Annotated in this window: 21 protein-coding genes; 12 read left to right on the forward strand and 9 right to left on the reverse strand. The window is 46.6% G+C overall.

Annotation, left to right across the window (positions count from 1 at the left end):
- Positions 1 to 43: 43 nt before the first annotated feature.
- Positions 44 to 1,351: an FtsW/RodA/SpoVE family cell cycle protein gene (locus BFJ94_RS00770; RefSeq protein ID WP_120460274.1), complete on the reverse strand. Its 1,308-nt coding sequence runs from the start codon at positions 1,349 to 1,351 to the stop codon at positions 44 to 46.
- Positions 1,338 to 1,682, reverse strand: a complete 345-nt coding sequence (locus tag BFJ94_RS00775) for a PadR family transcriptional regulator (RefSeq protein WP_120460276.1) — start codon at positions 1,680 to 1,682, stop codon at positions 1,338 to 1,340. Before BFJ94_RS00775 ends, BFJ94_RS00770 begins: the two co-directional genes overlap by 14 nt.
- Positions 1,683 to 2,322: 640 nt before the next feature.
- On the opposite strand from BFJ94_RS00775, the gene BFJ94_RS00780 reads away from it, so the two are divergent.
- The 12 genes from BFJ94_RS00780 to BFJ94_RS00835 all read left to right on the forward strand — a co-directional run bounded on the left by BFJ94_RS00780 (position 2,323) and on the right by BFJ94_RS00835 (position 17,054).
- Positions 2,323 to 3,528: an alpha amylase family protein gene (locus BFJ94_RS00780; protein WP_120460278.1), complete on the forward strand. Its 1,206-nt coding sequence runs from the start codon at positions 2,323 to 2,325 to the stop codon at positions 3,526 to 3,528.
- An 837-nt stretch (positions 3,529 to 4,365) separates the two neighbouring features.
- The gene (locus tag BFJ94_RS00785) at positions 4,366 to 5,667 is read left to right on the forward strand and encodes an ABC transporter substrate-binding protein (RefSeq protein WP_120460280.1); all 1,302 of its coding nucleotides are present in this window, start codon (positions 4,366 to 4,368) and stop codon (positions 5,665 to 5,667) included.
- A gap of 78 nt (positions 5,668 to 5,745) precedes the next feature.
- Positions 5,746 to 6,651, forward strand: a complete 906-nt coding sequence (locus tag BFJ94_RS00790; RefSeq protein WP_120460282.1) for a carbohydrate ABC transporter permease — start codon at positions 5,746 to 5,748, stop codon at positions 6,649 to 6,651.
- On the forward strand, positions 6,644 to 7,459 hold the full coding sequence (locus BFJ94_RS00795; RefSeq protein ID WP_120460284.1) for a carbohydrate ABC transporter permease: 816 nt from the start codon (positions 6,644 to 6,646) through the stop codon (positions 7,457 to 7,459). The genes BFJ94_RS00790 and BFJ94_RS00795 overlap by 8 nt, the downstream gene beginning before the upstream one ends.
- 154 nt (positions 7,460 to 7,613) lie before the next feature.
- Entirely contained in the window at positions 7,614 to 8,474 is an 861-nt protein-coding gene (locus tag BFJ94_RS00800; RefSeq protein WP_308424637.1) for a MurR/RpiR family transcriptional regulator, read from the forward strand.
- Between the two features lie 315 nt (positions 8,475 to 8,789).
- Entirely contained in the window at positions 8,790 to 10,067 is a 1,278-nt protein-coding gene (locus BFJ94_RS00805) for an ABC transporter substrate-binding protein (RefSeq protein WP_240431885.1), read from the forward strand.
- Between the two features lie 292 nt (positions 10,068 to 10,359).
- The gene (locus BFJ94_RS00810) at positions 10,360 to 11,259 is read left to right on the forward strand and encodes a carbohydrate ABC transporter permease (protein ID WP_120460290.1); all 900 of its coding nucleotides are present in this window, start codon (positions 10,360 to 10,362) and stop codon (positions 11,257 to 11,259) included.
- 12 nt (positions 11,260 to 11,271) lie between these two features.
- On the forward strand, positions 11,272 to 12,102 hold the full coding sequence (locus BFJ94_RS00815) for a carbohydrate ABC transporter permease (protein WP_229716798.1): 831 nt from the start codon (positions 11,272 to 11,274) through the stop codon (positions 12,100 to 12,102).
- Between the two features lie 15 nt (positions 12,103 to 12,117).
- Positions 12,118 to 13,653: a DUF4127 family protein gene (locus BFJ94_RS00820; RefSeq protein WP_120460294.1), complete on the forward strand. Its 1,536-nt coding sequence runs from the start codon at positions 12,118 to 12,120 to the stop codon at positions 13,651 to 13,653.
- A 41-nt stretch (positions 13,654 to 13,694) separates the two neighbouring features.
- Positions 13,695 to 14,396: an N-acetylmannosamine-6-phosphate 2-epimerase gene (locus BFJ94_RS00825; RefSeq protein ID WP_120465032.1), complete on the forward strand. Its 702-nt coding sequence runs from the start codon at positions 13,695 to 13,697 to the stop codon at positions 14,394 to 14,396.
- A 46-nt stretch (positions 14,397 to 14,442) separates the two neighbouring features.
- Complete coding sequence (locus BFJ94_RS00830; protein WP_120460296.1) at positions 14,443 to 15,339, forward strand: ROK family protein; 897 nt, start codon at positions 14,443 to 14,445, stop codon at positions 15,337 to 15,339.
- Positions 15,340 to 15,452: 113 nt separating this feature from the next.
- Positions 15,453 to 17,054, forward strand: coding sequence for an FAD-dependent oxidoreductase (locus BFJ94_RS00835; RefSeq protein WP_120460297.1), 1,602 nt, complete (start codon positions 15,453 to 15,455; stop codon positions 17,052 to 17,054).
- 76 nt (positions 17,055 to 17,130) lie between these two features.
- Here BFJ94_RS00835 and BFJ94_RS00840 read toward each other — a convergent pair whose 3' ends face one another.
- The 7 genes from BFJ94_RS00840 to BFJ94_RS00870 all read right to left on the reverse strand — a co-directional run bounded on the left by BFJ94_RS00840 (position 17,131) and on the right by BFJ94_RS00870 (position 26,253).
- Complete coding sequence (locus BFJ94_RS00840) at positions 17,131 to 17,934, reverse strand: pentapeptide repeat-containing protein (RefSeq protein ID WP_120460299.1); 804 nt, start codon at positions 17,932 to 17,934, stop codon at positions 17,131 to 17,133.
- 323 nt (positions 17,935 to 18,257) lie between these two features.
- Entirely contained in the window at positions 18,258 to 19,181 is a 924-nt protein-coding gene (locus BFJ94_RS00845; protein WP_120460301.1) for a VanZ family protein, read from the reverse strand.
- Positions 19,182 to 19,425: 244 nt separating this feature from the next.
- On the reverse strand, positions 19,426 to 19,914 hold the full coding sequence (locus BFJ94_RS00850; protein ID WP_120460304.1) for a GNAT family N-acetyltransferase: 489 nt from the start codon (positions 19,912 to 19,914) through the stop codon (positions 19,426 to 19,428).
- Between the two features lie 226 nt (positions 19,915 to 20,140).
- Positions 20,141 to 21,418, reverse strand: coding sequence for a DUF4365 domain-containing protein (locus BFJ94_RS00855; RefSeq protein ID WP_162944101.1), 1,278 nt, complete (start codon positions 21,416 to 21,418; stop codon positions 20,141 to 20,143).
- Between the two features lie 290 nt (positions 21,419 to 21,708).
- Positions 21,709 to 22,680, reverse strand: a complete 972-nt coding sequence (locus BFJ94_RS00860) for a hypothetical protein (RefSeq protein ID WP_120460308.1) — start codon at positions 22,678 to 22,680, stop codon at positions 21,709 to 21,711.
- Between the two features lie 1,048 nt (positions 22,681 to 23,728).
- A complete protein-coding gene (rlmD, locus tag BFJ94_RS00865) occupies positions 23,729 to 25,243 on the reverse strand; it encodes a 23S rRNA (uracil(1939)-C(5))-methyltransferase RlmD (RefSeq protein ID WP_120460310.1) in 1,515 nt (504 codons plus the stop codon).
- 437 nt (positions 25,244 to 25,680) lie between these two features.
- Positions 25,681 to 26,253 carry a hypothetical protein gene (locus tag BFJ94_RS00870; protein ID WP_120460311.1) on the reverse strand — a complete coding sequence of 191 codons (573 nt, stop codon included), beginning with the start codon at positions 26,251 to 26,253 and terminating at the stop codon, positions 25,681 to 25,683.
- Positions 26,254 to 26,412: the final 159 nt, after the last annotated feature.

Genomic DNA, 26,412 nt, shown 5'->3' on the forward strand with positions numbered 1-26,412 from the left:
GTACGATAACACAGAAATAAGCTCCTGTCGACTACATATTGGGTTAATTTGGGTATTCTTCAGCCACAATATTCGTCCGTCTATACACCGATAGCAGCAAGCCCATCAGAGCCATATTCATCATAAATCCATATGCGCCATAGGATACGAACGGAAGATAGAAGGACAGCGGCATAATGAGCCCTAAGTTGGTAAGTACATAGAAAATAATTTGCCCTGCTATCGCCAAACAGGCTGCACAGGCGACAAGAAAAGCGGGGGTATTCTTTTGCTTCAATACGGAAGAGAACATTCTTGCAATGAGCATGAGCAGGATCACGATGATCGTCATGCCCGGAATATAGCCTATTTTTGCAATGAGATAGGTGAGAGAGAAATCTGTTGTCCACGAGGGGAGAATCTCTTCCACCGTCATGTTCCCTATGAAGGAAGCCCCGATCGGTTTAGAGGAAGTAATGATGTTCTGCACCGTCGTCTGAAGATACCCAGCGCCTAACGGATCAAGCTCCGGACGAAACATCATCTTGAGTTTCAGCAGCCGATATGAAGTTGTGGCCATGGGCAACCCTAGAATGAGAAGCGTCAACGTATAGATTAGCGGCAAGAAGAATCTCCTAATATTTCCAAATACGCCCCTAGCAACAGCGACTGTTAGAATGATCAAATAGGAAACGGTGAGTAATACTAGAGCCGAAGAGGAGGGCGCAATCAGGCACAGATACGCTGCAACGCCATAATACATATAGGAATAAAAAATTCCTAACCAGCCCTTATTTCTATAGCTATATATGACGCCGGCCAAGACTGGTATTAATAGCAAGGATAAATACTGGACATGAAAGTATGAGCCGTTCATCTTCAAAGAAAACATATAGAATCCTACTAATGTGATGAAAATGAGCGAAAAATAGATTACTCTTGAGTGGCGTACAAACCATGTATAGTTAAAAAAGTACATCCCTGCAAAAATGACGATGCCGATCGGTACATACTTAACAAAGTAAGAAAAGCTATGTATCCCGATTGTATTCATCTGAGAGGACACGAAAAATTGGATCACACCACCGATAGAGATTAATAGGGCTGTAATCAGCAGGATCGACCATTCGGTCTTAGGTTGATAGGTGCGATTGAACTGCTTGCCTACTAGGGATGGATCACCCATTTGTTCAATAGCCAGAGAGGTTGCAACTTCTTCGCTGAACCCTTGCTGAAGGTATTCTCCCTTCAGATCTTCGATATGATCTCTAAGCTCTTTACTGATCTTGGCGTGGACGCTTCTGAAGCGAATCTCTTTACATACCTCACCGACAAAATCCTGAACCGCTTTGCTAGTCCTAGTCGAGCGCATAGTTCGCCCCCCCTAGAACCCGATTTACAATCGCGGTGTATTCCTTCCACTGAGCCTGCTGTTCTTTAAAAGCTTCTTTCCCTTTCAGCGTGATGCGGTAATACTTGCGTGGTCGTTGTTGGTCGGAGACTTGCTCATAGGATTCGATCATGCCTTGCTGCTCCAAGCTGTGAAGAATCGGATAAAGAGTACCTGCCTTCAGCGAAAATACATTCTCAGACCGAAGCGCAAGCTCCTGAATCATTTGATACCCGTACATATCCTTAAGGTCAAGAAGCTTCAAGATTAACATTGTGGTACTGCCACTCATAAGGCTTTTATCAACCCTCATCTGACGTGATCTCCTCCTATATATAGATGATCTATATATGATGATATGTAGATCATCTATATATGTCAAGAAGAACTATAACCATACATTACCTAATGTTCTGCAGCTCAATATGCTATGGTCGGGATAAACGCAGTATTCTGTGGAGTTTCTGATATTTGTTCAAGTTGGAGGCAGCAGCCGTTATAGCGTTCTGTAGTTACTTTTGAAAGGCAAAGGGCTTATTCGGCGCTAGAACTTGGAGCTTTCAAAAAAAGCCTGCAATTCTGCAGGCATGCTCTAAGAAATGATGATTTCGTGGGCAAAAGCCTGCATATTTGCAGGCTTGACAAAACCTCTGCTGCTTTTACTTCCTATATCCGCGCATCCCGGCCTAAAGGTCCTTTTTTAAATAGTAGTGTGTATACCCGCCAGCATTTTCGATAGTTCCATATTCCTTCGTGCCCCTCTCAAGTTAGCAGTTCGTTTAATCTGATCCTTACCGTTTTAGTTACTTACACTTCCACCACTTCCACAATCGCCTTCAAATCCCTAAAAGATATTTCCTCCATAAATTAATAATTTGATGGCTAAAAACTCCGGACTAATGATATAGTTAGATCGTAACCCAATATATCATGTAAAAGAGAGGGACCGAGCGATGAATTCAAAGCTTGAGCAAGGCGCTAACATTTTGTGGGTGGACTTCCTGGCAAATGGCCTGCGCCTGGCCGATCCGGAAGAACAAAGAAAACTGGCCGACAACGCCAAACAGGCGGGGATAACTCATATCGTCGTGGACGCCAAAATACCTTACGGTCATACTACTTTTCCGAGCCAATTCGGTTATCATGTCAGCCGTTGGTCTGATGGGCGGTATGATATGTGGAAGGAACGCGACTTTCTGCAGGAAATGGTCGATGTGCTGAAACCGACTGGAGTGAAGGTGCTGGCGAATGTTGACGTGTTTGCCGAAGGGACGGCTCAGTCACGGGATGGTATCGCATACGATAAAAAAGAGTGGCAGGTTATGTTTTATAATCCAGACATGTCGTCTGCCCCAGTAGCTGCTGAGAATGCATCAGATGCAACGATCTTCGTCAATCCGATCCATCCGGAGGTCAAGCGTCACGAATTATCGATTATTGAGGAAATTACCACAAACTACGAACTGGACGGGATCGTGCTGGACCGCTGCCGCTATCCCAACGTGTATGGCGATTTCAGCGAGCTGAGCCGACAGCAGTTCGAACAGTATATCGGGCAAAAGGTAGAACAGTGGCCACAGCATATTTTCACCCTCCAGGAAAATGCGGATGGGACGAAGCAGGTTGAATTCGGACGTTGGTTCGGGAAATGGTCGGAATGGCGGGCCCTAAATATTAAGAACTTTGTAAAAGAAGCCAAGCAGCTCGTAAAATCACTGAAGCCGGAATTATTGTTCAGCATTTACGTCGGTTCCTGGTATCCCCTGTATTATAACGAGGGCGTGAACTGGGCGAGTGAGACGTATCATCCCGACCTGCCATGGGCCTCGGAGGACTACCATCGCTCTGGCTACGCGGATGAACTCGATTTTATTATGACAGGCTGCTACTATCCGGAAGTACGGGTGGAAGAGGCGGAACAGAACGGTCGCCCTGCCTCTTGGTACAGTGTCGAGGGCGCGATTGACATCAGCTTGCAGGCGGTTAATGGACAAATCCCAGTCGTGGCTAGTTTATATCTGAAAGACTATGCCGGCGATGTGGAACAGTTCAGAAAAGCCATCCGCATGTGCAGAGAAAAATCCCATGGCGTCATGCTGTTTGATACGGTGTATTTGGAAGATTATCATTGGTGGGGAGAGTTGGACTCCAAACTCTAATGCTGCGCTGGCTTGTTCCGTTTAGTTGTACTTAGTTCCGCTTAGTTGTAAAAATACACTTATTCTGGACAATTAGCTTGAAACTCAGAAAATAGATGCAAATATACAGTTATTTCCTTACTAAAGCTCAAATGGAAGAAAAACTCATGCGAATAGTTGCATAATTGCAGTTATATCCACGGTCTCGGCCATAAAGGAGGAATTTAGTTGCATTTGAGCACTTATATTGCCTTCAACGAGCTATGAAACGAGCTGTGAGACCAGCTGCGAGAACCATCCAGACAATCCCAACTTCCCATTGACCATGGATCTAAATGACGGCCGCTCCTAGAGCGGTCTTTTTTTTATTCCGCACACGGTGGGTTTAACACAAAAAGGAGATTAAATTCTTTTTCGAAGCATAAAAATAAAGAAACATTCATTCCAAATCCATAAAATCCTCACACTATCCTACTGAGAGGGGGAATGCTGATGGCATAACGGATACTCGCGAGCTTAAAATCGAGCGGTTGTCTGGACACTTGAGTTTCACAATAATACGACGGGGGTACGGGGTTCATGAAGAAGTTTGCGGTTACAGCTACAGCGTCCAACAGAGAATCCATTATGCTCAATAATGTAAACGCTAACACAAAGGCGAATACCTTCCTTCTCATCGAACACATCGAACACAGTTGAGTACATTGTCGTCAACGATGTCGTGGTAGTTAGGAATCCAGAGGCCCATCAAGGCACCCGCATCCAAGCTTCATCGATTACATGCTGAATGTGTATGCAGCCAGAACCAAAATGGGGCAATCATTGTAGAACCAATGAAGCCCGAAAGAGGGGAAAGAAATGAAAAGAATAGGACGTATGACCGTGATGGTGCTGGCCGTCTCATTGCTATTATCCATACTCGCCGCTTGCGGCAGTTCCGGGACCAAGCAAGTCGAGGATACGCCAGGCCCGGTTACCATCAACTTCTGGACCATTTCATTAAGCCCTACCTTTGACGATTACGTAAATGCCAGAATTAAAAAATTCGAAGACGCCAATCCCGACATCACTATTAAATGGACCGACCTGCCTTACGGTTCGATGGAGAATAAATTGCTGTCCTCGATCGCCGGGAATCAGTCGCCGGACGTCGTCAATCTAAATACGGCTATGGCGCTCAAATTGGCTGATAAGAACGCGCTGGTCGATTTGAACAAGGAAGCGACTGAGGAGCAGCTGTCGATCTATTTCGAATCCCTACTGCACTCGGCCCGAATCGGTGATAGCATATATGCCTTCCCGTGGTATTACGGTCTCGGCGTTCTGTCGTTAAACAAGGAAATTTATGAGGCTGCTGGTCTGGATCCGAATCAACCGCCTTCCACCTGGGAGGAGATGAAGGAACATGCCGTGATCATTAAGGAAAAGACAGGCAAATACGGGTTCGTACCTATCTATAACCCACCGATCGATCTATTCTTGCGTGGGGTGCCGATCATTAATGAAGATAAGACCCAAATCATCGTCAATACGCCCGAAGCGCTGGAGTGGGCGAAGTGGAATAAAGATCTATATGATTCAGGTGTTGTGCCTAAAGAGAGCATTACAGCTGATGCGGGGTATGCAACTGACAAATATCAGGGCGGCCAAATCGCTTCTTTTATCACCGGGTCACAATTTTTGAACCGGATCAAGAACAATGCCAAGGAGGTCTATGATAAGACGGTTGTCGCTCCGATACCGACGGTTTCAAAGGACGGTAAAGTCCACGGTGGCTTGATGAACGTCGTCGTTCCAACGATGAGCAAGCATCATGAGGAAGCGATTCTGTTCGCGCATTTCATAACGAATGATGAGTCACAGCTTGAGTTTGCCAAGGTCGTCAACATTTTGCCTTCGACCAAAGAGGCGGCTAAGGACCCGTTCTTTACCGAGGGCGATAGTAACGAACCGGAAGACGTGGCGAGGAGAATTACGGCTACGCAAACCGATAAAGCCATCGACTTTACGCTCGGTGTAAATAAAGAAGGTGAAATCCTCGAATTCCTGTGGAAATATTGGAAGGAAATGCTCCTGGGCCGGATGACACCGGAAGAAATGCTGAAAAAGGCCGAAGCGGATATGCAAGCTAAATTGGATGAAATCCTAGCCGAGGGGTAGGCTCAAGTCGAATCGTCGATGGCGCAAGGGGTGAGTCTGTACTCACCCTTTGCCATCTAATAACAAGGGGGATGCACTATGGCGAAAGCTACAATTACGAATTTAAGAAAAAAACGGCTGATTTTCTCCTACGCTATGCTTACCCCAGGAATCATTGTGCTGCTTGTATTCACATTTTATCCGATCGTTTACGGATTGCCGCTTGCGTTCACCAATTATTCCGTCATCGAAGACACGAAATGGGTCGGGATGGCCAACTTCAACCGCATGTATGCCGATCCGGACTTCTGGCTGGCCTTGCAAAATTCGCTGCTCTATGTCATCTGTGTGCCGGTCATTCAGATTTTAGCCATTCTTATGGCGGTGCTCGTCAATAACAAGCTGCGCGGAGTTCATTTCTTTCGCGTCGCTTATTTTATTCCGGTCGTCACTTCTATGGTGGCCGCCGCGATTGCCTGGAAATGGGTGTACGAGGAAAAAGGGGTGCTGAACTATATTCTGCAAGCCTTAGGCGTGATTAAAGAGCCGGTGTCATGGATGGCGCTGCCAGGCATCGCTTTATTCGCAGCCATGGGCGTTACCGTCTGGAAAGGACTTGGCTACTATATGATGATCTATCTGGCCGGATTGCAGTCGGTGCCCGTGGAACTTCAAGAAGCGGCGCGAATCGACGGTGCCAGCCGCTGGCGGGTCATTTGGAGCATCACGATCCCGCTGCTGCAGCCGTTTATTCTAGTATGTACCATTATGTCGGTGATGGGCGCGGTGCGCGTCTTTGACGAGATCTTCGTCATGTTCGGTCCCAAGGGAGATCCGGCAGGGGCGACCTTGGTCACCGGAGTGTATACTTATAAGCTGGCTTTTATCGACTTCAATTTTGGTTATGCGGCTACCGTCGGCTTGATCGTCTCGCTGATGATTATGATCTTTACGATTCTGTCATTCAGATTCAACCGCAGGGGAGGCATGTCCTATTATGAGTAAAATAGGTGCATTCCTTTTATATACTCTAATGATCATTGTAGCCTTGATCTGCTTGGGCCCCTTTCTATGGCTGCTATCCACTTCACTCAAGACGGGTGAAAATTTATATGCATTCCCGCCACAATTTATCCCTAATCCAATCACCTTCGAGAATTACGTAAAAGTATTCGATATTATGCCGCTCTGGAACTATATGTGGAATACGGTCGTGATGACCGCGTCGGGAGTCGGCTTGAACATCATATTTTGCTTAATCACCGCTTATCCGCTGGCACGTCTGAGCTTCCCCGGACGGAATTTTATCTTTTTTGCGATTATCAGCACGATGATTCTGCCTAATGCGGCGGGAATGATCGTCAATTTCATAACCATCAACAAGCTGGGATTATATAATTCGATGATGGGCGTTGTCATACCGTCGGCGATTAGCGTCTTTAATGTGTTCCTGTTACGTCAGGCGTTCATAACCATTCCGCGGGAAATGGAGGACTCGGCTCGGGTGGACGGAGCCGGGGAGTTCAGGATCTTTTGCAGCATTATGGTCCCGATGATTAAACCGACGATTTCTACGGTGCTTATTTTTGATTTTATGGCGTTCTGGAATTCGTTCCTCTGGCCGATTATCGTGCTTGACGATCCGAAGAAGTATCCGTTGGCTCCCGCGCTATCGTATTTACAGGGCTCGCTTTCCTTCAACTTCGCTTATATCGCCGTTGGGACCATCATTTCCATCATTCCGATCATCGTCATTTTCCTGATCCTGCAGAAGCAATTTATTAATGGGATGGTCGGTGCCGTTAAAGGGTGAGAGAGGTAGGACTATGAATTAGCAGAGCGAGCGTGAGGCATTTCCTTGCCTATTCAGTACAACATAGCTAAAATATAACAGAAGGAATCAACCTTCCAAGTGATCCAAAATGGAGATTTCATTCTATCGTTTCGGCTGAAAGGGGATTTTATGTTTGTCAACCACACAAGGGATGGGGAAAACATTACTGAAAATACGCAGTCATTTGAATGGACTTACTAAGACGGAACAAAAGGTGGCGCAATATATATTGGATAACGCCTCCGACATTATTTATCACTCGGTCACGGAGTTGGCGGAAAAAGCTGATGTCGGTGAGACGACGGTGCTGCGCTTTTGCCGGAAGCTGAAATTTCAAGGATTTCAGGATTTTAAATTATCCCTGGCGCAGGATCTGGTGAAGCCGATCGATAATCTGCATGAAGAAGTGTCAGAGGATGATGATTCCACCGCGTTGAATGAGAAAATTATTGCCAACCATATCCGCACCTTGGAGCAGACGAGAGAATTGGCCGTCTCGGACCAGTTAGGCAAAGCGATCGACGCGCTGTTTCAGGCGCACAGCATTTACTTCTTCGGCGTCGGTTCGTCTGGACTGACGGCTATGCAGGCGGCGCACAGCTTCTCCAGAATCGGCAAACGGAGCAGCGCTAAGATCGACACGCACTTCCAGGCGATGGAAGCGGCCTTGATGACCAAGGACGATGTGGCGGTCGGTATTTCGATCTCCGGCAGCACGAAGGATACGGTCGAGAACCTGACCCTGGCCAAGAAGACCGGTGCCACGGTAATCGCCATTACCAGTAATGCCCGTTCTCCGATCACGAAGGTGGCGGATATCGTCCTGTTAATGATCGCGCGGGAGAATCCATTACAAGGCAGTTCGCTTGCGGCGAAGATCTCCCAGCTGGCCGTCATCGACATTCTGAATGTCGCTGTCTCGCTGCAAATGAAGGACGAGGCGCTAAAATACAGAGAAATATCGGCCAAAGCGATCTCCGAGAAACTGTTCTAGTATAAAGAGCCTTTTGCGGGCTCTTTTTTTGTGAACAAGAATATTGGATATATTTTTTATTATAAAATAAAATAGTGGAGATTTTCTCTTATAGGTGATACAATGAACGTGCAAGAGAGGAAAAGCTGCAGGAATATGCTGCTATGGACCGATAATCCGCAGAGACTGTATCCGGATAATTAATTCTTTTGTAAGCGCTTATCAAGGAAGAGTCGAATCTGTTGGATGCAGGGCTAAGTTATGTCCTCTCTCGGCGTAAGATCAATATATTACACACAAGAAAGGGTGTCAGGTATGAGTTTCAAAGGAAGGCGATTGATTTCACTACTTTTGGCGTCGATGATGATGGTAGGTCTGTTGGCAGCGTGCGGATCGAGTTCTTCGGGTAACGGGGAGGCTGCTCCGGGCGATGAGGGAAAGAAGGCGGAGGAACAAGTCACCGTAGAGTTCTGGACGATTTCATTGCAGCCTACCTTTAACGACTACTTCAACAAATTGATCACGGATTATGAAGCGCAGAATCCGAACGTCAAGATCGATTGGAAGGACTATCCTTACGATGCAGTGCTGAACAAATTAATGACGAATATTGCTGGTGGCGAGGCGCCGGATGTGGTCAACCTCAATACGGAGCTTGCTAACCAGATGGGAACCAAGGGTGCACTGGTTGACCTCAACCAAGAGCTGACGGCTGAACAGAAAGCGGCTTACTTCCCAGGAATCTACTCCTCGACGGAAATGGGCGGCCAAGCCTACGCGCTTCCTTGGTATACCGGGCTACCTGTCTTATTCCTGAATAAGGATCTGGTAGAGAAAGCGGGGCTGAATCCGGATACCCCTCCGCAGACGAAGCAGGAATTGAACGAGTGGGGACGCCAGATCAAAGAGAAAACCGGTGCTTACGGCTACATCTTCACGATGGAGGCTCGCACTCTGCTAGAAGAGAACCTGCCGTTCCTGTCGGAGGATTATAAGAAAGCAACCTTTAATACACCGGAAGTAGAAGAGTATGTCAATGAGAACTTACAGCTATTGAATGACGGCGTTATTCCAAAGGACATCATCAATTATGATAAGCAAGTGCAATACTTCGCAAGTGAGCAAGTAGCTATGTCCCTGTCCAGTTCTCCGTTTATTAACAAAATCAAGACGGCGGCACCGGATGTATATGAGAAAATGATCGCTGTACCGAGCCCGGTCGGCAAAGCGGGCATCCGTTATTCCAACACGATGAACCTGGTCGTGCCTGCGGCAACATCGCATAAGAAGGAAGCAGTCGATTTCGCCGTATTCGTCACCAACGCGGCCAACCAGCTCGAATTCTCCAAGATCGCGAATACACTGCCTTCGACGGTAGAGACCGCTAAAGATCCGTTCTTCTCGGAGAATGACGGAACCCTGGAAGGTGTGGCCAAGACGGTATCCGCAGTGAGCTTGGATAAAGCCGAGGATTTCTACATCGGTGTCGAGAGCGCGAAGGACGTCAACCAGGCCGTTACCAAGGCGTTGCAGACTATCTACTTGAACGGCGCTGACGTGAAGAAGACATTGGATGAAGCTGAGGCTGAGGTTAATAAAATCTTGGGTGATTAAATATACCAGAAAAGGGCAGGCTCGTCCTGCCCGATTCTTTATAGTGGAAGTTCAAAAAGAGGCCCTTTTTGAACTACCTCTTTAGAAGTAGTGTTCAAAAAAGCCAGTTTTCAGTACCGAGAAGGTTGGATGAAGCTAGGGCATGAGGAGCGGAGCGTACGTAGTGGGTACGTGAGCACCGGAAGGCCCGGCTGAATTCAAGATTCGATGTCGAGTTACTTCTCGAGTTACTTCGTAATCAAAAGAGGCCCTTTTTGAACTACCTCTTATTAAGGCGGTGGAGGAAACTAACATGAACAAGACTCCCTTTTTTGCTAGATTCGGCAAGTCAGAAGCGTCCGTCGCTTGGCTATTCATGGCCCCGGGTTTGCTGCTATTGGCTCTATTTGTCTTTTGGCCGATTATTTACAGCATACCGCTGGCGCTGACGAATTACTCCGTGATCGGCAAGACCGATTTCGTCGGCTTTGATAATTTCGTCAAGGCCTTGCAGGATAAGAGCTTTATTACGTCGTTGATCAATTCATTGCTCTATGTTATCGTCGTGCCATTCATCCAGTTTTTCTCCATTCTGATGGCGATTCTGGTCAACAGCAATGTGAGAGGAATTAAACTGTTCCGCACGGCTTATTACATCCCCGTAGTTACATCCATGGTTGCGGTCGCGCTGATTTGGGGCTGGCTGCTCAACCAGAACGGGGTCGTGAACTATATATTATCCAACGTAGGCCTGATGCAAGAGCGAATTACCTGGTTATCTAACAAAAATACAGCTTTGTGGACCCTGATGTTCATTACGATGTGGAAGGGTCTCGGTTACTATATGATGATCTATTTGGCCGGACTGCAATCTATACCGAAGGATCTGGTAGAGGCGGCGATGATCGATGGCGCGAACCGGGCACAGACGATTCGAAAAATTACGATCCCGCTACTCAAGCCGTACGTCTTTTTCTGCTCGCTGATTTCACTCATGGCGGCGATTCGGGTGTTCGACGAGGTATTCATCCTGACGATGGGCGGACCGGGGGATGCCACCTTGACCTCCAGCTTGTATATCTATCAGCAGGGCTTCCAGCAATTTAATTTCGGCTACTCCTCGGCACTTGGCTTAATCGTCAGCGTTATCATTGCCGCGCTTAGTATCGTCATCTTCAGATTCAACCGGAAAGGCGGTGTCAATCCATATTAATGGATGAATGATATGAGAAGAAAACCACTTCATTTTATCAAATTTACACTGCTGTATGTCTGTCTGCTATTATTCGCTATTTTTATGATGGGGCCGTTTCTATGGCTGTTGAGCGTGTCGCTGATGCCTGGCAAGAATGTGTTCAGCTTCCCGCCAGCGATTTTCCCGACATTTATCGATTTCGAAAATTACGTGCAAGTGTGGAATTATATGGACTTTCCTCGTTATCTAACGAATACCTTGATCATAGCTATGATGGGCGTCGTGATGAATATCTTCTTCTCTTGTCTGACGGCTTATCCGCTCGCTGTATTCCGGTTCAAAGGGCGGGATCTGATCTTCACCCTATTGGTGGCGACGATGATTATCCCCGCTGCGGCCGGTATGGTAGTCAACTACCTCACGGTGAAGGCGCTTGGAGTGATGGGCACCTATATGGCGGTCGTGCTACCTTCGGCGATTACCGTCTTCAATGTGTTCCTCATGAGACAGGCGTTCATGGGCATGCCGCATGAGCTGCGTGATTCCGGCAAAGTAGACGGGGCCAGTGAATTTCGCATTTGGCTGCAATTGTCGCTGCCGATTGTGAAGCCGGCGGTTGCCGTAATCGGGCTATTGGAGTTTATGGGCATGTGGAATAGCTTCCTCTGGCCGATGATCGTGCTTAATGATCCGAAGCAGTATCCGATCGCGTCTGCGCTCAGCTTTTTGAATGGTCAATTTGCTTATAATTTCGGCTGGATCGCCGCTGGAACCGTGATTTCAGTCATACCGATTATCATCGTGTTCCTGTTCACACAGCGTTATTACATGGAAGGTGTATCTGGAGCGGTTAAAGGATAGGAGGGTGCTGCTCTTATGAAAAAAATCATCTATATTCCCCTGGACGAACGTCCGTGTAATTATGAGTTCCCGGCGCTACTTGCGGCTGGAACCGATTATACCGTGATCCGTCCGGATATAAACTTGATGGGACTCAAGAAACGCCCTGGAGACGTAGAGAAATTATGGGCGTGGCTATTCGAGCAGGCGCGTGATGCGGACGGAGCCATCGTCGCCTTGGATACCTTACTGTACGGAGGGATTATCCCTTCACGGCTGCACGGAATGACAGAGGAACAATGTGCGGAGCGGTTGGAGAATGTCCGTAAGTTAAGACGGATCAATCCGTCCATGCAACTGTTCGCATTCCAGCTTATTATGCGCTGTCCGCAGTATTCCAGCAGTGACGAAGAGCCGGATTATTACGAGAATTGGGGCAGGGAGATTTTCCGGCGAGGTTATATTCGTCATCGGCTGGAGCTCGGTATCGCGACCGGGGAAGAGCAGAGTGAACTGCAGCAGATTGAGGCAGCTCTGCCTGAGTCGGTATGGCAGGATTATACGAAACGCCGCGCCGTCAATTTGACGGCGAATCAGCGGGCGATCGAGCTGGTGCAGGATGGGACCGTTGATTTTATGATCATCCCGCAGGATGATTCGGCTCCATACGGTCTAACGGCCATCGATCAGCAAGGGGTTCGGGAGCATGTTAAGGAATGCCGACAGCAATTATCGGTCTATATGTATCCGGGAGCAGATGAAGTAGGCTGTACACTGCTGGCGCGCATGATCCATCATTTTGAGCGTCGCAAGCCGCGGGTGCATGTTCATTTTGCCAGTGTGCAAGGACCTTACGTAATACCTCTATATGAAGATCGCGTGTTGTATGAATCGGTGAAGTATCAGATTATGGCAGCCGGAGGGCTGATGGCGTCTTCCTTGGCGGAAGCTGATATGGCGCTATGCATCAATACGCCGGGTGAGAGCATGATGGAAGCGAATAATCAGGGTCAGACTCATCCGGGGTATCAGGTCTATCGGAATATCGTTGAACTGGTTGAAATGGCGGATGACATCGTTCGTCGCATCACGAAGCCATGTGTTATAGCTGACGTTGCTTATGCGAACGGAGCAGATCTTGAACTACTGCAGCTGCTTCGCGACAAGAAACTACTATTTGATCTGGCTGGTTATGCTGGTTGGAATACGAGCGGGAATACGCTGGGAACCTGTATTGCGCAAGGTATGATCTATGCGATTTATGGAGATACGCCGCAGCATCGTGATTTTCTGTCGCTGCGCTATGTAGAGGACGGCGGCTATTGCGGCTATGTACGCCAGGATGTATGCGATCGCGTGCTGCCGGGCATGGGTTATGATTATTTCGCCGTTGATGGTCAGCGGGGGCAAGTCGCGGAACGGGTCAGAGCGGAACTGAACCGCTTCATCGAGACCCATCTGCAGGACGATGAGGATGAATATGAGATCGTGATTGACGATTGCTATATGCCTTGGAGCCGGATGTTTGAGGTTGGATTGAGAACGCATGTACAGGCGCGCCATAAAAATTAAGGAAATGGGTAGGAGAGAAAAAAATGAACAATAGAGAGGAAATGAACCAGCAGCCGCTGTTTGACCGTGTTCGAAAAGGGTTGATCGTATCCTGTCAGGCATTGGAGGATGAGCCGCTCTTCGGGGCGGAGACGATGGCCAAAATGGCGAAGTCGGCTGAAGTCGGAGGTGCCGTTGCCATCCGGGCCAACAGTACGCAGGATATCGCCGCGATTAAGAAGGCTACGAAGCTGCCGATCATCGGCATCATCAAGAGAGTCTATAACGGTAGCGACGTTTATATTACGCCAACGCTGCAGGAGGTTCGGGAGTTGATGGAGGTGGGAGTCGATCTCATCGCGCTGGATGCGACCCGCCGTTCTAGACCGAACGGGGAGACATTCGAATCGCTCGTCGCTTATATGAAGGAGCGAGGCCAGAAGGTGATGGCCGACATCTCCACCTTGGAGGAAGGACTCTATGCGGCTTCGCTAGGCGTGGATTGCGTCTCGACGACATTATCCGGCTATACGCCTTATTCGCCACAGGAGCCTGAACCCGATTACACCTTGGTAAAGGAGGCGGCTGGGCAGCTTGAAATTCCGGTGTTTGCAGAAGGGAAGATTCATATGCCGTCGCAAGCGGTGCAGATGCTCATGCTGGGTGCCCACGCTGTCGTTGTCGGCTCGGCCATAACACGCCCGCAATTGATCACGGAGAGGTATGCCGTTGAAATCAGGAAGGCGACGGAGCAGCGGATTTGACGGTTTCGACGGATTTGACCATTCGAGCGGGAGGAGGCGGGTTGTTATGAACATCATCGGCATCGATATCGGTGGCACTTCCATTAAAGGGCTCGTCATCAATGAACGCGGGGAGGAGTTACACGAGGCGGGAGCGCCAACGGAAGCGAGCCGCGGCAAAGACCATATCATACTTCAAATGGAAAAGGTAGTTCGGCAATTGCTCGACCGCTATCCGGACGCAGCGGGGATCGGTATCGGCACGGCGGGCCGGGTGGACGTCGATACTGGGCGAATCGTATACGCGACCGATAATCTGCCGGGTTGGCAAGGGTTCGAATTGCGGCAGTGGTGCGAAGCGAGGTTCAATCTGCCCGTCATTGCCGATAATGACGCCAATACAGCGTTAGCCGGGGAAGCATGGCTCGGCGCGGGCGTTGGCCTGGCTGATTTGACGATGCTGACGCTCGGTACGGGCGTCGGCGGCGCCAATATGATCGGCGGCAAGCTGTATCGGGGCGCGCATTGGAATGGCGGCGAGTGGGGACATGTCGTCTTCGTTCCGCACGGCCATCCGTGTAATTGCGGGATGCAAGGCTGTATCGAGCAATATGTCTCAGGTACGGCTCTGGTGCGGCTCGCTCGGGAGGCGGCGCAGCAGGACTACGCGTCGGGGCGTGAAGTATTCGCTGCCTATGAGCAGGGCAATGCGGCGGTCGCCGCCGTGATCCGTCGATTTGTCGACGATTTGGCGCTCTTCATCCATAACATCCATATCGGATTGAATCCTCGCGCGATGATCCTCGGCGGAGGGGTTGTCGAAGCGAAGGCATTGTGGTGGGATATGCTGGAGCAGAGGCTCGCGGCACTGGACCCGGCACTGGACGTTCGTGCTGCATCGCTCGGTAATCGGGCCGGGGCGATTGGCGGGGCGCGATTGGTACTGGATGAACTTCTAGAGTAGCCATAATGAGTGAATTTTTGAGAGAAGTGAAGCAGGAAGAAGCTGATCTTGCAAAAAATAGTTGCGGCGACCCGGTGACAGCAATGCCGGGACGCCGGAAAAGGAGCTTGCGAATGCATAACGATAACGAACGGATAACGGATGTCGTCGTGCTCGGCGGTGGGCTGGGCGGATGCATGGCTGCATTGGCTGCGGCCAAAATGGGCGTGCGTGTAATTATGACGGAAGAGACAGACTGGCTCGGCGGGCAATTAACGAGCCAAGCGGTTCCGCCGGATGAACATCAGTGGATCGAAAAGTTCGGCTGCACCCAAACGTATCGCGAGTTTCGCAACCGAGTACGTGCATATTATAAGCAAAACTATCCGATGACGGACGAAGCGGAAAGCAACGAGCTACTTAACCCGGGCAACGGCTGGGTAAGTCGGCTCTGTCACGAGCCGAAGGTGGCGCTGCGTGTGATTGAGGATATGCTGGCCCCTTACGTGAGCAGCGGCCGTATCACGATACTATATCATTACCGACCAAGCGCAGCTGCTGTAAATGAAGATCGGGTGGAGAGCGTGACGGTTACGCATACAGGCACAGGCCAGGAAATGCTGCTAACAGGGGCGTATTTCCTCGACGCAACCGAATGCGGGGATGTGCTGCCGTTAGCGGGCGCCGAATATGTGATCGGTGCGGAATCCAGACATGACACAGGTGAGCCGCATGCGCTGGAAGAGGCGAATCCGCTCGATATGCAGTCGATTACGCATGTATTTGCGCTCGACTATGTAGAAGGCGGCGATTTCACGATCGCGAAGCCGGAGCAATATGATTTCTGGCGCCAATTCGTACCGAAGCATTCGCGCTTTCCGCTATTAAGCTGGTATGCGAACGATGCGGATGATACGACGCAGATGAAGGAATATGGCCTGTTTCCCGACGGGCGCAAAGACGCTGCCGGGCGTGAGATCATGCCGCTGTGGACGTATCGGCGCATCATCGACCCGGCATTATTCGAGCCGGGCTTGTACGACGGTGATATCACATTGATCAACTGGCCACAGAATGATTATTTCCTCGGCCCGATCATCGATGTCTCCGCGGCGGAGCGGCAGGAGCATCTGGAGAATGCCAAGCAGTTGAGCCTCTCACTTGTCTACTGGCTCCAGACCGAGACGCCTCGTCCGGACGGGGGATGCGGATATCCGGGCATACGGCTGCGGACAGATGTGCTGGGAACAGAGGATGGATTGGCCAAATACCCGTATATCCGCGAATCACGGCGCATCAAATCGGTATATACGATCACCGAGCAGGATGTGAGCAAAGAGATCCGCGGAGCGCAGGGGATATGCCGTTACGACGACAGCGTCGGGGTCGGCAGCTATCATTTGGACGTTCACTTGACGACCGTCACGAACCGGACGTTCTATATTCCGAACTATCCGTATGAGATTCCGCTCGGGGCGCTGCTGCCGGTTCGGATGAAGAATCTGCTTCCAGCCTGCAAAAATATCGGCACCACTCAAATTACGAACGGCTGCTATCGACTTCACCCGACGGAATGGAATATCGGCGAGTCGGTGGGCTATTTGGCCGCCTATGCCCTGCAGAACAAGGTGACGCCGCATGAAGTGCGCGCCAACCAGGAGCATCTTCACGCGTATCAGGCGCTGCTGCAGCGGGAGGGCGTACAGATTCATTGGCCGGAGGATCTCCCGCTTTAAGCTATAATTAGAGAGACGCAAGGGGCGCGCCAGCAATGTGGCACGCCCCTTCTTGATGAGCAATATATGGAAGCCCTCAGAGCCAATGGTCAGGAATCTGCAAGTTATGGGGCAGCCTGGTATTTTTATTGCCTTTTGCAGAGTTCACTTGGGCCTGCGTCAGGAAAATACTCCCAACAAGATCGGCATCCGATAAGTCAGCATCTCTTAAGTCAGCCCCTATAAAGTCCGCTTTCCTCAAGTCTGCATGCCTTAAATTAGCGGCGATCAGTAATGCCCCGCGCAGATTCATGCCCTGTAGATTTGCCCCCTGCAAATTCGCTCCAATGAAATCCTGGTGCTGCATGCTGTTCTTGTGGCTCTGGGAATCGCCTTTTCGAACGAGTTCACTGGTTTTTTGCAGCAGCGGATTGACGATCGCTCGATGAGCGGGCACATCCAGATTGAGAATTTCCGCCGGGCTAAGCTTAGTTAAAGCTAGAGTCCTCTCATATATAGTTTGTAGTTCGCTGCGAATGGAGCTTGTCTCTTGCAAATTCAGGGCTTGATCCAAATAGTAGAGCATCTCATGCAATTGCTGAACGATCGGGAAGATGGCGAACATTTCCTGCGATAGCTCGGGATTCTCTCGCCAGTCATTACCGTTATAGGTTTCCTGAGATATATGCTGCCCCGCCCCAAAGCACTCATAGGTAATACACCCGTGAAACCCTTTATCTCTTAAATGCGCGTGTATGCCACAGCGGTGATCTGAACATAAGTTAGGGCAGGGCACACCATCCATTTTGTCAAAAGCAAAATCAGCGGATTTCACATACGCTAAGGCCACACAACATAATCCAAAACATCGCTCACAATCAGACTGCAAATTTTTATTCAACGAGAACACTCCTAATTTTAACTAAATACGCTATTTTAACTAAGTACGAAACTCCTCAGTACCCATTATCTTAGAAAAGCCTGCAAATGTGCAGGAATTTCACAAAAATTTCGACCTGCGAGAGTAAATTCCTGCGATAATGCAGGTTTTTTCTCCACATCGGCTCGTTTGTGAGGAAATATGAGGAAAAGCCTGCATATTCGCAGGCTTTTCTTAAAAACAGCTGAGTTTGGGCGAAAAAACTGCATATTTGCAGGTTTCGAGTGGTTTCGAGTCCATACGCGGTTTATACGTGTACGCATGTGTTCCGCAAACGGGCAGCATTACTCCCACCAGTGCTTGTTCTCCGTTATCCCGACATCCCATAGCTTCGCATTCCCGGTCATCGTTATTTTAATCTCATGAACCTGGTCGAAGTGCATCTCTACAGGCACTACTTCATTACTATATTCATTACTGGTCTGAAAGATGGTATTCCCATCCGCTTCAATCGAGACCTCGCCCTTGAATTCAACATCGTCAGGGATGCCATAGTTCGCGTAGAACTTAACATCCTGCTTGTTTCCCAGACGGTAAGTATATTCTTTGCTAGATCCATCTTCACTACTATACAGGTTTAATTTCGGAGCTACTGTATGATTGGCCACAGTAAAGCTGGGAAGCTGATCTGTCTGTGCGGCGTTGCTGCCTACTTTTTCGTAATGGCTTAATGCTTGGATAGAGCTTTCTTTTTTCTGAATCGTTAAGTTAATGATCTCGGAGACAGCGATAATCCCCGCAAGGATCAGAGTCATAGATAATATGGCGGCGATAAGCTTCTTCGTAGTAATCTTGGCGGCAAACCCGATTCGATAGCCTATATATCCTGTGGTCGCGCCTAATGTATTGGAGATCACATCATCGACATCGAAGGTCCCTCGGAAGGTCAGCGACTGCATCGTCTCGGCAATAAGTATCGCGAAGATGAAGAAGGCGATGAACCTTTTGAAGCTCATTTTAGGGAACAACCATGGGATTAATAAGCCGAAAGGAATGAATGCAGCGACGTTTCCAAAATCATAGATCCATGAGAAAGTAAGCTTGGGAAAGGTTAAAGGAACGCTACTTGGAACGAGCATAAATTCATATTCGATATAATCGACGGAATGCGCGATTCTATTAAAAGCGAAGAACTGAAAATATAATATTAATAGTGTATAAAGGATTGCTGCCAGGAGTATGAAGCGGCGTGTTGTAGTTTTTGTCATTCAATGATTACCTCACATTTCAAGTAGAAAAATTGTAGTTGAAACCCTGAACTTTGCCGTTCGCGGGGATTATGTTCATAGAACGTCTCATCCTTTGAAATAGTTATACATTGAACATTTTTATATCAAATTAGAACTAATTGCATCGGGAGGTGGGGGGAGGTGTGCGCTGATTGGGTGTAAAAAAAAGGCGCGGAACAGTAACCACCATTCCGCACCTGGTGTAAGACAGGATTAATGCCTATTATGCCAAAAAATATACATAATCTATGTATTCACCAACAAAATCTTCACTATTTTGATTCTTCCTTTGTTGATCTCTTGTAAACCCAACGCTCTCATACATTCGTTGAGCAGGGGTCAAGTCATCATTCGTAGTGACGATGATTTTTCTAACATCATTTTGGACGATTCTATTGAACGCTTCTTGAAGCTGTACTTTGCCATAACCATTTCCTTTGTGTTTTGAGGCAACGCAATTATGGCCAATTTCCACATATTCAGGCATTTTTCTCGGGTCCCATGAAACAAATCCGATGACTTCATCGGCTAGTGTTGTTACGAACCCATATTGATCTGCAATTTGCAAATAGTCAAAGAAAAAGTCATCAAAAGCTTGCCAATCAGAATGGAAATTTTGCTCATACCTACCATCAAAAGAATACGCGTCTTTCAATAATTCAAACAGTATGCCTCGTTTAAAGTCGCTCACTTTTCTAAATTCGACATTCATGTACTAATCAGCACCGCCTTGGCAGCTATTTGAAGCATCTGCCCAATAAAAAAACCGCCCCTTAGTAAAAGGAATGCGGTCATCATATGACTTATCAGTGAATTCTGCCACGTTTGAAAACGGCTACCTGTATCATTTTTTCTCCAAACATGCTACGCACTCCACATGTGTCGAGATGACAGGGAGTATAACTAAATGATGGAATGACATTTGCTCACTTTTTATATTAGATTATCTTCTCTAATTCATATTGAATAATCGCTAAATGGACTGGAAACTTCTTGACGAATTGTGAGTATAAATAATACTCGTTTCCTTGTTCTTCTTGTGTTGCTATTGCAAGGTTATCTAAATCTATAAGGGCATCATAAAGAACTCTGTTTAGTTTACGACATTCATAGGGTGGCAAAATGTCACTCATTAAATGGAAGTTTCTTCGATAGTATTTACTCTTCAAAATAAGATGTTCATTAAATTCCCTTTTATCGGTTTTGTTAAAAAGTTCCGTTAAATTGGCCAACTCATACTTAGTGAATGAAAGCAATTCTCTAATTTCTTTCAAGTATTCATTTTTGGAAGCGGAGTTTAATTTGAGGTACTCGTTCAAGGGTCTATAATTATCTTCCCATTTAATTCTTATATTATGACTTTCGATGTATTGGTCAAACTCCTTCAAGAGAATTGGCTCGTTGTTGCCATTGTTGTTGTTAGTCCATTCACTTCGGCAAATAGGTAAGCCAAATTCATGTTGGATTAAATCGTCATAAAAATAAAGCCATATATAATCAGGATTACTTCCGTCACTACCTGTTTCTAAGACTTTTCTGAAATAATTATTGTTCTTCACTTTTTCATTTATTTTTTTAATAAGTTCAACTAAAGAATCCTTTGAACTTGCAAATGAACGTTCAACATATATTTTTGCACTAATCTTTCTTTTGGTGCCTGTTGGATTATCCTTTTCTTCCAGTATGGTAAAGTAGTATTCGCTTGTTTCTTGTTTTCTCCATTGTTGTAACTCATGTACTCCCACTTTTGAAATGCTCTCTATTGCATTATAAAATTCGACATCCTCTTTAACCTCATTTTGGATTGGTACTTTAATTCTTGTTGTCGATGTGTTTTTTCTCCAGTCTACACCCTTACCATCCAAATCCTGAAAAATATATTTCTGAGCCCATATCCAGTAAGCTTTTTCCTCAGAAACACCGTAAATTACTAAGATGACTGGAAAATCACATACATCACAAAAGTTCAAAAATTTTATAGGACAATCAAAAACAATTGAGTCTTCATTATATTTCAGTTCACTTGTTGCCTTTAATTGCACCTTAATTATCTTAGCTGTAGTTTCACCTTCATTAGTAAAAACTTCAATCTCACCATCAATGTCATTGTCCTTTTCTTGTGTCCTGTATTTCCATCCATTGGAAACGATTGTTTTTTCAATAAATACTTTAGATAAATACTCAGAAATTTGCTTTGAATCGAGCTTAGAACGCACTACTTCGTCACTCCTTTTCAGGTACTAAACTTCTCTATTCAATCCATATGTTTATCAATTTTAATATGTAGGAGAATAGATTTTGTTAGTATCAGAGTCAATAACAAAATCCACTTGCACATCTGCCGAATACGGCACTATCTCAAAATTATGGAGTTTACAAAATACTTCGGCTAGTTCCTTAATTTCTATGACTAATTTACAGTTTATTGGACTGTATCTTTTCTTTTAAGTCTCACTGTAACCTCCGACTTGATTGTGTAGTAATGATGTCATCACGGAAACAATCACTATACTACAGTGCTGCTCTTAAGCTTAAAGCAGCTAATAAATAAACCCAGTAGTTCTTCTGAACTCTTTACTGGAACCTTCTCGTCATTCTCATTTAATAAAAATGTACTACCATATTCAATACTGACTTCAAAACATGATGCTGCTATATCTTTTATAAGAATACATAAAGAAAGGAATACATCGAGAAACACTAGTAGTTCTCTCTGTCCCCAATCAGTATGAATATCATATCTCTGTGTTGTTGTAATCCCATGTACCAATTTATTTCTCATTTCGAGAAATAGATCCATTGCAATTTTAATATCAGTATCAATGTCAAAAGCTTCTTGAATAGCCGAGAATAATCCTCCTAATGTTTTCTTCTCCCAGCCCTTAAAAAAATCATTAATTGTTTCATATTTTTTTTGTTGCTTTTCTGATACGGCAAATATAAAAGATTTCGAAAATAGATATTCAATTTCATGACATTGCGTCAAGGATAGCCCAATGGCACCATGGAGTTGATCGGCAATATTGATTCTAGGTTCATTTTCATAATTGTCATACTGGGGAAGTAGCTCATTTCTTTCTGAAAGAGCTCTTGCTCCAACGCTATAGGTATACCATTGGCCGTTAGTTTTTTTTGCGTAAACAACGTCCCGCAAAAGTGTCTGCTCCTCGTCATCTATAACTCGGAACTGTGCCCCCAAATCTTCAAGCAGCCATTTATCAGCATACCAAGGCCATTGATGTAAGTCAGGTCTATTAGCTTGGTGTGGCGCATGTTCTTTTGACCAGTCTCTGAATTTCTTATCTGCTTTCTCTTCAAAAGTATCAGGTATATCCATTACACGCATAGCCGTAACATCGGACATATTAAATCCGTTCATATTTACCTCAACACATTTTGCACTACGGCTATTTTTAGCCACCACAAAACAGTCCTCATAACCATCGGATTCAACCCAATATAATTTCCATTTCGCCATATGAACACCTCTGTCCTATTATCTTCATAACAGATGTAATTGAGTAGGGTCGAAGTATTACGAGAATCTGTTATTACTGGATTATATAGAATACTAAAAAAGTCCAGTAGTATGAACTAAGACTTTTCTAAATCACATTTATGCGGAACCCTACCACACCTCATTTTCGATCTATAGTATACTAAGTTTTTGATGATTTCCTTCAAAACAAAAGCTCGAGCATAGTTATTATGCCTAAGTTTTTAACAACAACTATGCTCAATGTTGCCATTTATTTTCTCATTAAGAATTTTAATGCATAGATATATGAGAACATTTCTATCTAAGAATGATGGGCTTGTAGGAAAAAATGGTCTATACAAGTAAGAAACTTTCAAAATAATCTACGAAACGATACCTCAGTCTCTTTGGACGTGCCACTTAAGAGTCCAGGATACTAGATCTGAAAGATTAAAATATTCTTCAGTTAAGATAACCTCTTTTAGTTGGCTTGGTAATATACTAAAACATGACTTCCGGAGTCACTTGTTTAATCATACATGTGGTATCGGGGAGACTTATCCTTATATTTGTTACTGGGTCCATAGTCAAAAGGTGCACATACACGTTTTAACGTATGCAGATCTTCGTTGGAGAAAATGTTACGAGTATTTTCCTTTTTTCGTGGATAGCTTTAATAAAAATATCATGCATGTCAGACCCTCAATATTGGTTGGATTTTCCTGATACTATAAATCTATTTTATCACCAAAATCATTATTATGGGAGTCGTAGTCCGCTACTTTGAATGAACGATTTGGTCTACAGAAAAAGAGAACCCAAGCACTGTCTACGCTTGAGGTCATTATTTCCAGAAATGTTATGCTATAAATTAACATTTAAACTAATATTAATAATATTCAAGAGAACAATCAGTAACCCAAACCAACGTTAAAGCTCAAGCATTTTACAGCTTGAGCCTTTTGTGGTATCAGTTAAATTTGGATTTAAATCGCTACTTCTCAACAACACATAGCAATACACAATCTTTAAGCGAACCTGCCATATCTCATTTTCGAACCATCAATATTACCGTCTCCACATGACTCGTCTGCGGGAACATATCTACCGGCTGCGCCCACTCCAAGGTGTAGCCGCCGTCCAGTAGGTCTTTGCAATCCTTGGCCAGTGTGGACGGATTGCAGGAGACATAGACGAAGCGCTCCGGCTTCGTGCGCAGCACCGCTTCGATGAAGCGGGGATCAAGGCCGGTGCGCGGCGGGTCGGCGACGATCACGTCAGGGGAGAAGCCGCTCTTGACCCAGCGCGGCAGCAGCTCCTCGGCATAGCCTTCGTAGAAGGCGGCATTGCTGCGCCCGTTGCGCTGCGCGTTGGCTTTGGCGTCCTCGACCGCCTCCGGGATCGACTCGATCCCGCGCACCTCGCGGGCGTAGGGCGCCAGCCACAGGCCTATTGTGCCGGTACCGCAATAGGCATCCACGACCGTCTCCTTGCCGGTCAGCCCGGCGGCAGCCCGTACGGTCTCGTACAGCTTCACCGTCTGCAGCGGATTCAGCTGGAAGAAGGCGCGCGGAGACAGAGTGAATTCCAGATCGCCCAACGACTCCTGGATGCTCTCCTCACCCCACAGAATGATCGTCCGATGACCGAACACCAGCGAGGTGTTCTTCGGATTGATATTCATCGCGATGCTCGTAAGCTCCGGTATGGCGAGCCGTAACTCCTTGATTAATTGCTCCTGTTTTGGCAATTTATCGCTGCTCGTCACGAACGTAATTTGCAGTTCTTCGGATTGAAATCCCCAGCGCACCACGATGGTGCGGACGAGCCCTTGATTGCTTTTCTCCTTATATACTGGAATCTGCAGCCGTTGCAGTACCTTGCGTGCCTGATCTACGGCTTCATTCACCTTAGGATGCTGGATTGGACAGCCTTTAATGTCGATCAGTTGATGAGAATCCGCCGCATACAATCCGGCGATCAATCCCTCGGAACCCATGCCCAGCTGGAGCTGCGCCTTGTTTCGGTAGCCCCAGGGATGATCCATGCCCAGGATCGGCTTCAGCTTGATCTTCTCAAGTCCGGTATAGCGTGAGAAGGCCTCGCGCAAGATCTCTTCCTTGGCGGCCAGTTGTCCTTCATAAGACAGATGCTGGATCTGGCAGCCGCCGCAGATGTTAAATACCGGACATGGGGCATCAACCCGATGAGGGGAGCGCTTCTCGATTTGCTTGATCACAGCTCCAATATATCTGGCCTCTGCTTTAGTGACCTCAGCCTTGATGACTTCTCCCGGTAGAGCTCCGTTAATGAAGACCGCTTTCCGACGGTAATATCCGACGCCCTCGCCGTTGATTCCGAGCCGCTTGATCGTCACGACGATCCGGTCCCCTACGCGAAGCTCCTCCGCCGAGTCCCGGCTAGTGATGCGATCTGCTACAGGGCGCTTCTGCTTCTCCTTCTGTTTTGAACCGGGCCTGGAATAAGGCTTTGATGCTGTATGTGATGCTTTTTGTGCTGTTTTATGTGCTTTCTGTGCTTGATGATTAGGTCTGCCTTTCATGATATATCTCCATCCTGCATTCAGTTTGTTTACTGCAAATGATACCTTGTAGCGTGTCCACGGTCAATGAACCGGCGGTGTGGTGAGAATAACGAAACACCATATCGTTATTTCCGCGAAATCAGCATCCATTCAAATCTAACGAAACACCATATCGTTATTTGAGTAAAATTCCGTCGTTTAGCCCCTTTTTGCCATAATAACGATACCCTGTTTCGTATAAATTTTAAATCACTCCTTTTGGCGCAAATAGCGATACGTAGTTTCGTTACAACTTAGCGCATTTAAAGCAGCCTTCAAAGTAGCAACAGTAGTTTACACGCATAGTTGGTCAGTGTTGATCATTATTGGTTATTGTTAGTCATTGTCGGGTAATCGTCGATTGTAGTTATCATGGGGTCAGTGTTGGTCATGTTGGGGTTACAAGAGGGGCAGGATTACATCGCGATGATTTGAATTTCGGACACGGGGAACCATTTTTTGGAGTCGATATCTTTAAAGTACACCTTAATCACATAATTTCCTTTCTCGCTATAGGTGTAGGTGAAATCCTCTGATCGGAACCAGAAATATTCCGTTGAATCTTTGATCTCCTGGGAGCTTATGGTGTCTGTCTTGTCCGCAGGACTCGTGATGGTGACTTTTAAATCGGAAATCTTCGTCTTTAAATTATCCACCTGTACCAAGGTAGAGAAGGTAATGCGATTGGTGCTTTTCACTTTGCCGAACACCTTATCATTATTATCAAGCAAAACGACGTTAACATTCGGTTTATAGATGCGAACTGTTTCTCCTGACTCGTCCCGGGAAAATAAGGCAAATAAATCCTCAGACATCTGCTCACTGGATAGTAACACGTCCCCATCCACGACTAATCCGGATCTTTTTTGCAACACATCATTTAAATAGAGAGAAATTTCCGCTTTATTTACCGCTGCAGCTAGAATGGTCCCACCCGGCAAAATCATCAAGCAAAATAAGAAGAAAAGGATCTTTTTGGCTTTTTTCATTATTTTCCCTCCGTGGTTCGATTATTGTATTCTTACCTTTAAAATGTTGAAAAGTTGCGTTCCGTGGGAAATAGCTGAAAATCTGCTGCGGATTTACCAGTTTCTCGATTTGCCCATTTGTGAAAAGCCCAGTAAACTTAATGAATAGAAGCTGGCCCG

The sequence above is a fragment of the Paenibacillus aceti genome (genome assembly GCF_003614185.1).
In the GTDB taxonomy this organism is placed as follows: Bacteria; Bacillota; Bacilli; order Paenibacillales; family Paenibacillaceae; genus Fontibacillus; species Fontibacillus aceti.